This window comes from Nostoc sp. 2RC, from assembly GCF_014222165.1.
Classification (GTDB): domain Bacteria; phylum Cyanobacteriota; class Cyanobacteriia; order Cyanobacteriales; family Nostocaceae; genus Nostoc; species Nostoc linckia.
In genome coordinates this window covers 1-8,781 of sequence record NZ_JACKZU010000348.1, presented here as the reverse complement: position 1 = coordinate 8,781, position 8,781 = coordinate 1, and the positions used below count along the sequence as shown (strand labels likewise).

At 43.0% G+C, this 8,781-nt stretch carries 7 protein-coding genes; 3 read left to right on the top strand and 4 right to left on the bottom strand.

The genetic code is table 11. The features are described 5' to 3' along the window. The first annotated feature begins 168 nt into the window (after positions 1-168). Both psb27 and GNE10_RS27945 read left to right on the top strand, forming a co-directional pair. Positions 169-567 (top strand): photosystem II protein Psb27, encoded by a 399-nt coding sequence (psb27, locus tag GNE10_RS27950; RefSeq protein WP_099067905.1) that lies wholly within the window; start codon positions 169-171, stop codon positions 565-567. 982 nt (positions 568-1,549) lie between these two features. Beyond that, the gene (locus GNE10_RS27945) at positions 1,550-3,049 is read left to right on the top strand and encodes a family 10 glycosylhydrolase (RefSeq protein WP_185568834.1); all 1,500 of its coding nucleotides are present in this window, start codon (positions 1,550-1,552) and stop codon (positions 3,047-3,049) included. Positions 3,050-3,280: 231 nt separating this feature from the next. Here GNE10_RS27945 and GNE10_RS27940 read toward each other — a convergent pair whose 3' ends face one another. The 3 genes from GNE10_RS27940 to GNE10_RS27930 all read right to left on the bottom strand — a co-directional run bounded on the left by GNE10_RS27940 (position 3,281) and on the right by GNE10_RS27930 (position 6,593). After that, positions 3,281-3,973, bottom strand: a complete 693-nt coding sequence (locus GNE10_RS27940) for a molybdenum cofactor guanylyltransferase (RefSeq protein WP_185568832.1) — start codon at positions 3,971-3,973, stop codon at positions 3,281-3,283. Positions 3,974-4,010: 37 nt separating this feature from the next. Then, on the bottom strand, positions 4,011-6,068 hold the full coding sequence (locus GNE10_RS27935) for a thioredoxin domain-containing protein (protein ID WP_185568831.1): 2,058 nt from the start codon (positions 6,066-6,068) through the stop codon (positions 4,011-4,013). 366 nt (positions 6,069-6,434) lie between these two features. Continuing rightward, entirely contained in the window at positions 6,435-6,593 is a 159-nt protein-coding gene (locus tag GNE10_RS27930) for a hypothetical protein (RefSeq protein ID WP_180267761.1), read from the bottom strand. A 536-nt stretch (positions 6,594-7,129) separates the two neighbouring features. Here GNE10_RS27930 and clpP point away from each other — a divergent pair. Further along, positions 7,130-7,735 carry an ATP-dependent Clp endopeptidase proteolytic subunit ClpP gene (gene clpP / locus GNE10_RS27925; protein WP_099067901.1) on the top strand — a complete coding sequence of 202 codons (606 nt, stop codon included), beginning with the start codon at positions 7,130-7,132 and terminating at the stop codon, positions 7,733-7,735. A 135-nt stretch (positions 7,736-7,870) separates the two neighbouring features. Here the strand turns inward: clpP and GNE10_RS27920 are convergent, their stop codons facing one another. Continuing rightward, positions 7,871-8,749, bottom strand: coding sequence for a hypothetical protein (locus GNE10_RS27920; protein ID WP_185568830.1), 879 nt, complete (start codon positions 8,747-8,749; stop codon positions 7,871-7,873). Positions 8,750-8,781 lie beyond the last annotated feature (32 nt).

Sequence of the window (8,781 nt, the reverse complement as noted above, 5' to 3'; positions counted from 1 at the left end):
GCCCCTCTCCCCCATCTCCCCATACTTCTCTGCGAGAGGCTGCGCCAACGGCTCTGCTCAGTACAAGTCTCCCCATCTCCCCTCACCATTCCCCACTAAAATTGATCCCCAAGATACCAATCCAGGATACGATGGACGTTGATTTACGTATTCTTTTAGTTAATGCATATGAAGCGCTATTGGTCGCGTCTGCTTGCACTTGTTTTGGTTGTATCTATCGGCTTGATGGGTTGTTCTGGCAGTCCAGATAGTTTGACTGGTGATTATCGCCAAGACACTTTGTCTGTGGTTAACATCATGAGACAGGCCATTAATTTATCACCAGATTCACCAGACAAAGCAGCAATTCAAGCAGAAGCGCGTCAAAAAATAAATGACTTTTCAGCTCGTTACCAACGAGCTAACTCTGTTTCTGGTCTTGGCTCTTTTACAACTATGCGAACAGCCCTCAACTCCCTGGCTGGACACTACAGTTCTTATCCTAATCGTCCCGTACCCGAAAAACTCAAAACTCGCTTGGAGAAAGAGTTACAGCAGGTAGAATCAGCACTCAAACGTGGCGGTTAACTCTTAACTATTAACTATTCCATGATTAAGAGTCAGCAGTCTCAAGTTTTGATTCTTCAATCTTGAGTGGAGTTGGAGACACTCCGACTCCACTCTCGACTAAGTTTTCAACTTGAATCTCAATCGGAATTGAAAATTGAAAATTTTATACTAAATTAATTCATACTAGCTGAGAAAATTTCTCAACTTTCCTGGCAGTTATGCAAAAATTCTCTCAAACTCTTATTTCTACCCTTCTCCTGACGGAGACGCTACGCGAACGGCGAATGTGTTCTTTGCGGTAGTCTGTGAAAAGCCTCTCCGCGTCTACGTTTTTCCTATTTTGCATAAGTCCTGTTTATAAAGAAAAATTTAAAAGTATATATTTTAATACTTTAAGAAAAATATTAAGTATAAATTACAGTATAAGTTTTTTATAAATCCCATTGATATTAGTCTATTTTCAATCACTAGGGCATAGGTAGAGTCTATGCAATCCCAGGGTAAACTTGATTTTATATCGATAGAGAATTATTGCAATCAAGGGAAAGCAGTAAAGGGTAAAGGACAAGTGAACATTCCTGCTTTTCCCTCTTTTTTATATGTTCTATAGCAATCCCAAATAATTTGTGAAACATAGCATAAGCCTTGGTGGTTAGGACATTAACAGACGAGAAAACTCAGACATCAAAAGACTTCTGACCCAGTGACCAGTCCGCAGTACCTTGCTATATTACCTGTTAGGGTTGTTGACTCTTAACAGTCAACAGTCAACAGTCAACATTTAACACCGATATTGTTCACAACTGAAATAGGATTGCTATATATTCCAGTTGATGTATTTATATGTTTACAAAAAAAATACAGCAACAGAAATAGATTTTTGCCCGTCTTGAAAAAGTATGTTTTCAAACTCCGTTTACTCAACTATATAATTTGATACAAGTTGCTTATAGACATTTGAGTTGGAGTAATTGATTTTTGTGTCCATCTACTATTAAGTATGTTGAATCGTTCTTTGAATGTTGCAAGATCGCAGTTATTTTGGCGACGCGTGTTCGCTGTTGTTTTCGGTAGTAGCTCATTACTTTCTGGCTTTGGGAGCCAACCAGCAAGAGCGCAAGTAAACCAGTATTGTCAGTTATCACCAGCGGCGGTGCAAGAAAAAGAAAACTTACGTTTGTCAGCCCTCAAAGGCAATGAAAATGCCCAGGCTCGATATCAAAAAATATTACAACAACAAGCACAGGAATTACGCGAGTGCCGTACTCGGACATGGCCACAAATCCAAGCCCTTTGGTTGCGCTTGTATCCCTGTGATGTTCAGCCAGGAACAATCGATCTGGTTATGGATCGGATTGTTAACGGTGGGTATAACCAAGTTTATTTAGAAGTATTTTACGACGGGCAAGTGTTATTGCCAGCAATGGCTAATCCGACGGTTTGGCCTTCTGTGATTCGTACCCCAGGAGCAGAAAACGTCGATTTACTATCTTTAGCCATTAAAAAAGCTCGACAACGGGGTTTGAAGGTTTACGCGTGGATGTTTACCACAAATTTCGGCTATACTTACGCCCAGCGAAAAGATAGAGAAGCTGCGATCGCTCGTAATGGTAAAGGTCAAACAAGCTTATATGTTGTAGACAATAGCTCTCAAGTATTCATCGACCCTTACAACCTTGATGCAAAACGCGACTACTATAAATTAGTACAAGAAGTTTTACGCCGTCGTCCAGATGGTTTGTTATTGGACTACGTGCGCTATCCCCGACAAGCAGGAAGTGATTCCATCGCCACCAAAGTTTCAGATTTATGGCTATTTACTCCCGCAATTCAAGAAGCTTTATTTAAACGGGCACAGAATTACAAAGGGCTGGACTTAATTCGCCGCTTTTTGAGCAAGGGATATGTCACCGCTGGAGATGTGGTGGAAGTTGATAAACTTTATCCTCAAGAAGGCGAACCCCTTTGGCAAGGACGCATTCCCCCACCAGCCGAAAAATCAATTCAGCCTGCAACCGATAGACAACCACTTTTACAATGGGAATTGTGGCAACTCGCTGTTGCCCACGCCATGCAAGGAATTTTAGATTTTGTCACCATCGCCAGCTATCCAGCAAAACAGCAAGGTATTCCCACAGGAGTGGTGTTTTTCCCTGATGGAAACCAAACTGTAGGACAAGGCTATGATTCTCGTTTGCAACCTTGGGATAGATTCCCCACAACACTAGAATGGCATCCCATGTCTTATGCAACTTGCGGTAATGCCAGTTGTATCGTGTCGCAAGTGCAGCGAGTTTTGAGTATGGCAAAACCGGGTACACAAATAATCCCTGCTTTAGCCGGTCAGTGGGGAAAACCTATTAGTAATCGTCCCCCACTAGAAGTGCAAATGCAAGCACTCCGACAATTTAGCTCCCAAGTCAAGGGAGTTAGCCACTTTGCCTATTCTTGGCAGTATCCTCAAAATGATAGCGATCGCAAATTTTGCCGTAATCGCTAAGTAGAATTCAGGAGTCAGAATTCAGGAGTCAGAATTCAGGAGTCAGAATTCAGAATTCAGGAGTCAGAATTCAGAATTCAGGAGTCAGAATTGATTCCGTACCACTGGCGGATGAATTGAGCGAGTTTGAGACCCGATCTAATTTTCAGTTTGGTCGTCTTTAATCAGTCGAGAATTGTAACTCCGACTGATTAATTCTGAATTCTGACTCCTGACTCCTGAATTCTCAATTCAAGCCAAGTCCTCTGGTGTATTACAGTTAAACAGCATTTCGGGTTCTGGTAGCGGCAAAACTTCCACAGGATATTGTCGCAACCACCCCTGAAACGATCGCCCCCCTTGGTTGATAAAATCCAACAGTTGCGGCAAACAGCGACGGCGATAAAAGCCACACAGCGGTTCCCAGCCTTTGGGATGATGAGCTAAAGCGGCGATTTTATGATTAGCGACACTATCAAGTCTAGTTGACCATTCTTGCAACACCCCAACCCGCAATCTCGGCAAATCGCAAGCCAGTAATAACACCCATTCTGTTTGTACTTGGGCTAGTCCTTGGGCAAAACCAACTAAAGGGCCGTGTGTGTGGAGAGAGGGTGAAGACGCGGGGAAAGAAGAAGAGGTGGGGACTCGGAGATGCGGTGAAGTTCTTAAATAATTCTCTGTGTCCTGTTGTCCTTGTGTCCCCGTGTCCTGTTGTGGCAAAGGCAGTTCCCGAATAAACTCACAATCAGGCAAAAGCAAGTCTCGATAGCGTTGTGGCCAGGGAGTAACTATATAAACGCTATCAGCACAGCCTTTAGCAATCTCACAAACCTGCTGCAACAAGGGCACTCCTTGAATGGGAATCAAGGCTTTATCCTGACCCATGCGACAACTCTTACCACCAGCTAAGACAATTGCGGTTAATTGTTTGCGGGTCGCCATTCTCCAATCACCTCATTTATCCAATGCCCTATGCCCATCATCCCCGATTCTGGCTTTGCTGGACTTGCTGCAATAACTTTTCTACACTTTCTGCTGGTGCAAGGCACTTTAAACCTTGGCAAACTAAACCAACGCTTCCCTCTGGTAAATCAGATACCGCACTAAACACGGCACTGGGCAAAAAGTCGGGGATCAAAGAGTTTATTTGCTCTGTTGTGCTGCGAATCAACGTTGAATTCCGATACCAATCCAAAGCTGTAAACAAGCTCGGACATGCTTGAGGAGCGCGATGCATGACGCTTTTGAAAGCTTTTAAACCTTGTTCTGCTAAATCTAAATAATGTAGATTATCACTGAGTAGTGCTAAACGCACAAGGTTAGCGATCGCTACTCCATTGGCTGATGCTGTGGCATTATCGGCGTAACTGCGTTCGCGCACAATTAAATCTTGACTTGCATCACTTGATGCGTTATAATATCCACCCAACTCTACACTCCAAAGAAATTCATTAAATTCATCTTGGATAGCGATCGCTTTTTCTAACCATTGTTTATGTTCAGGGTTGGAAGCTTGTAAATCCAAAAGAGCTTTAATAAAAAAGGCGTAATCTTCAGACTGGGCTAAAACCGTTGGTTCTCCTTGGTAGTTGAGTCGCTGGAAGCGCCCATCAACAAATTGATTATCTAAAATGAAATTTGCCGCTTGTGCTGCTAGTTCCAGGTATGGCGGTTGTTTAAATACCGCCGCAGCCCTAGCTAAACCAGAAAACATCAAACTATTCCAAGCGACAATCATTTTCGTGTCTGTTACCGAGGGAATGCGTCCTGGCCAGTTAGTGGTTTTAGCTTCTTGATTGTTGCGAGCAGGGGGGAAAATGTCCAGTGATTCCGGGCTAGTACCGTAGCGGACTGCAAACAATTTACTCAGTGCTGTTTCCAGTGTTGCACTCAGTTGCCCGGTATGGCGTCTTTGCAAAACATTCTGACCTTCAAAGTTGCCGTTAGCGGTTACGGTAAACTGTTGTTCTAATTCCGTGAGTTCTTCAGAGGTTAACAGTTGTTGTAATTCGCTGTAACTCCAGACATAAAAAGCTCCTTCCTCTGGTTCCACAGCAGTGGGTTCGGTGAAACTGTCGGCATCTTGAGCCGCATAGAAGTAACCTTCAGGCGCGGTCATTTCTCGTTTGAGCCATTTTATAGTACCAGCGATCGCCCTTTCAAAAGCTGGCTCTTTTATGCCTGCACTCCATAAACCAGCTAGATATTCGACAATTTGCCCATTATCATAGAGCATCTTTTCAAAGTGGGGTACTGTCCAAGTCGGGTCTACAGTATAGCGATGAAATCCACCGCCTACATGGTCGTAAATCCCTCCCAGTGCTAGATCTAGTCCTCGTTGGGTACAAACTTCCTTGCCATCATACCGAGATTCAAAATTGAATCGAGTTCCCCGCAGTGCTAATTCTGCATAGGGAATCATGGGAAAACTATTGCCCGTTTGATTAGGAGTAATTATACCCGTGCTGGTTTCCCAACCTTGTCGGAGTAACTCATGGTCTTGTAGCTCATTAGTTGTAGCATCTTGCAACACCGCAGACGTGAGCAGCGACTCGATAATAATGGCTTTGCGTTGTTGTAAATCTTTTTTTTCTGTATCGTAATAACGACGTAGTGCTTGTAAAACTTGTAAAAATCCGGGACGACCATAGCGTTGGTCTACAGGAAAATAAGTACCAGCATAAAACGGCACTAAATCCTCAGGAGAAAGAAAGACATTTAAAGGCCAACCGCCTTGACCGCTCATCATTTGTAGAGCCTGCATGTAGATGCTATCGAGGTCTGGTCTTTCTTCTCGGTCTACCTTAATGGGAAGAAAGTTGGCATTCATGTAGTTGGCGATCGCAACATCAGAAAAAGCCTCCCCTTCCATAACAGTACACCAGTGGCAACTAGAGTAACCAATGGAGAGAAAAATTGGTTTATCTTGCGCTTTTGCAGTTGCAAGTGCTTCGTCACACCAAGGCCACCAATCAATCGGGTTTTCGGCGTGTTTCCGGAGGTATAGGCTCTTAGCTTCAGCAAGACGATTAGTCATAATCAAATGCAAATAGTTGCCTTCTTTGCTCAGTCTACCCTGTTGCTAGGAATGTTCGTCTAATAGTCTGCCAACCCAAAAATGTTAGTTGGAGGTTGGGTAAAGGTTAATGGTTCGACAAGCTCACCAACCGGGAAAAGGGTAAGGGATTTAAAACCTTTCCCCTTTCAAGAACTAAGTCACGAAAGCCAACTACTAGTACTCTGGCAACCCAAAAATGCTGGATGAAGGCTCTTTAAAGGGTAAGGGATTTAAAACCTTTCCCCTTTCCCCCTTCCCCTTTACCTTTTCCCCTTTAAAGAGCCAAGCGAACTACTAGTGTAAGTTTTGAATATCACCTACATTTGTGCAATTTGTAAATTATTTTTACTCAAAAGTACGTAATAACAGACTGACGATGATATTTGTTGGCGTTTCCGGCACAGGTGATGCTGTTTTTGTCTGAGCTATGGTATTTGAGCTAAGTCCTGCTATCAGGTGGAGCAAGAAGGTGATGATGGCGGCTTGTAGAAGTTTTTCCCGCATGGCACGTCTCTCTCTAGATGGATAGCATTTCAATAAGGGACTTCCAAGTCCAAAAATATTCCATAGAAAATTGTTCGCTGTTGACTGTTGACTGTGAACTGTCAACGCTTTAACCGGAATACTTTATTTTTTGGAGTTCCCTAAGGACTGGTTATTCTAAATACACCTCGTAGTATCGATTTACCGAATCTAACAAAAATAATTTGAGAAATGGCGAGGGGAATTCTGAAAAAATGTTTAAAATGTTACTTTCATTTCATAGAATTTCCCAAGGAAGCCAAATCAATATATAACCAAAGTCATAGAGAAAAAGTTGAGATATGACTTTGGTCATAGTTGGAGTTGTTTGATTGTTATTCCCTGAGCAGGGACATTTTTAAAGACCGCTTTTGCGAATAAAAAGTGCCCTGAGTGCAACTCAAGATTCCAAGGGCTAGAATTCTATTTTCTATCTCCCAGAGAATAGGAGGGATAAACTCCAATTTCCTGTTCTCATCGATAAAATGTACTTAATATAGCCACAAACACGCTTACTCATGATTCCTATCGTTATTGAACAATCGGGTCGAGGTGAACGCGCCTTTGACATCTACTCACGGCTGTTGCGTGAGCGCATCATTTTTTTGGGACAACAAGTTGACAATAATCTGGCTAACTTGATTGTCGCCCAACTGCTGTATTTGGATGCTGAAGACCCGGAGAAAGACATTTATATGTATATCAATTCTCCCGGTGGTTCGGTAACGGCTGGTATGGGTATTTTTGATACTATGAAACAAATTCGCCCTGATGTCTGTACTATTTGTACCGGATTAGCGGCAAGTATGGGTGCTTTCCTCCTCAGTGCTGGTGCTAAGGGTAAGCGGATGAGTCTACCTCATTCTCGAATTATGATTCATCAACCTCTGGGTGGCGCTCAAGGACAAGCAACTGACATTGAAATTCAGGCGCGGGAAATTCTCTACCACAAACGGCGGCTCAACGACTATTTAGCCGAACACACTGGTCAACCAATTGAGCGTATTGCTGAAGATACCGAACGCGACTTTTTTATGTCGCCAGAAGAAGCTAAAGAATACGGCTTGATTGACCAAGTGATTGACCGCCACGCAGCTGGTAGCCGTCCAGTAGCCCTAGTGTAAAGAAAATCAATGTAGAGACGTAGCATTGCTACGTCTTTACTAGGGTTTTGGGTAACTGTTGCAAACACCTACGTTAATTGTCATTTGTCCTTAGTAATCACAAAAGACAAATGACTAATGACTAATGACTATTAACTAAAATCCCGCTAGCGGGTCTGGCTGAGATTGGAGATATTGGAGAAATCCGTGTAATTCTTCTTCAGTCAGCAAAGTCCGCCCCCGCTTGCCGTAAGTTTTAATTAAATGCTCGCGTCCCTGTTCTGGAGTCCAGCCTAAACGCTGAAGTTCCACATCTGTTTTGGCAATAACATCAGATAAATCCACGGGTTCAGCTTTTTTCCTTCTTTTACCTGTACTGATTTGCGGAACTGCATCTTCTTGAGGACTGTAATTCCGGGGTGTAAATGGTGTGACATTACTGGCAGAAATTCCTGGAAAGCTGGGATTTTCTGCCTGCTGACCAGATACCATTTCCAAATTTTCAGCTGGCGAATCGAATTCTAGTTGTCGGTTAGCAGTCAAAGCAAACTCTCGACCTAAATCTTGGCTATAAGTCTCGCTTGTGTTTGGCGTGTCAGGTATCGGTTCGATTCTGCTGCTAGCCGTTAGCAGATCTAAATTCTCGTTTGTTACTGGCTCTAGTTTGATATTTTTTTGTTTAGAGGATGGTGTAGATATTTCTTTGTTGCTGACACTTGACCACTGGGGAGCAACAAAATTCTCATTTTTTGTTGAGGAATAACTAGATTCACTCACTTTGGTGTTCGAGGAAGCATTTGATTGTGTTTGAGAAATTGATTCCTGTGGTGCATCAGTAATTCCCAAAACCGTCAAAGCCCTGGTTCTGGCTTGGTCTTCTGCTGCTTCTATTGTTTCTGCTGCTGCCATACCCGTAGCACGGGTTATACCTTCAAGTTGTACGCTTACCCGAACAATAAATTTTCCTTGAAAAATTTGGACTAATTCAGAAATTAGGCAGCCATTGGGATACAAGCTCTGGAATTGAGCCAACATAGTACTGTTACCAATCTAAAGGGGGGGTGGGG

Excerpts from the sequence above, each read along its gene's own strand:
- GNE10_RS27930 (WP_180267761.1), bottom strand. The coding sequence starts at position 6,593 with ATGCGGGAAAAACTTCTACAAGCCGCCATCATCACCTTCTTGCTCCAC.
- GNE10_RS27935 (WP_185568831.1), bottom strand. The coding sequence starts at position 6,068 with ATGACTAATCGTCTTGCTGAAGCTAAGAGCCTATACCTCCGGAAACAC.
- GNE10_RS27920 (WP_185568830.1), bottom strand. The coding sequence starts at position 8,749 with ATGTTGGCTCAATTCCAGAGCTTGTATCCCAATGGCTGCCTAATTTCT.
- clpP (WP_099067901.1), top strand. The coding sequence starts at position 7,130 with ATGATTCCTATCGTTATTGAACAATCGGGTCGAGGTGAACGCGCCTTT.
- GNE10_RS27945 (WP_185568834.1), top strand. The coding sequence starts at position 1,550 with ATGTTGAATCGTTCTTTGAATGTTGCAAGATCGCAGTTATTTTGGCGA.
- psb27 (WP_099067905.1), top strand. The coding sequence starts at position 169 with ATGAAGCGCTATTGGTCGCGTCTGCTTGCACTTGTTTTGGTTGTATCT.
- GNE10_RS27940 (WP_185568832.1), bottom strand. The coding sequence starts at position 3,973 with ATGGCGACCCGCAAACAATTAACCGCAATTGTCTTAGCTGGTGGTAAG.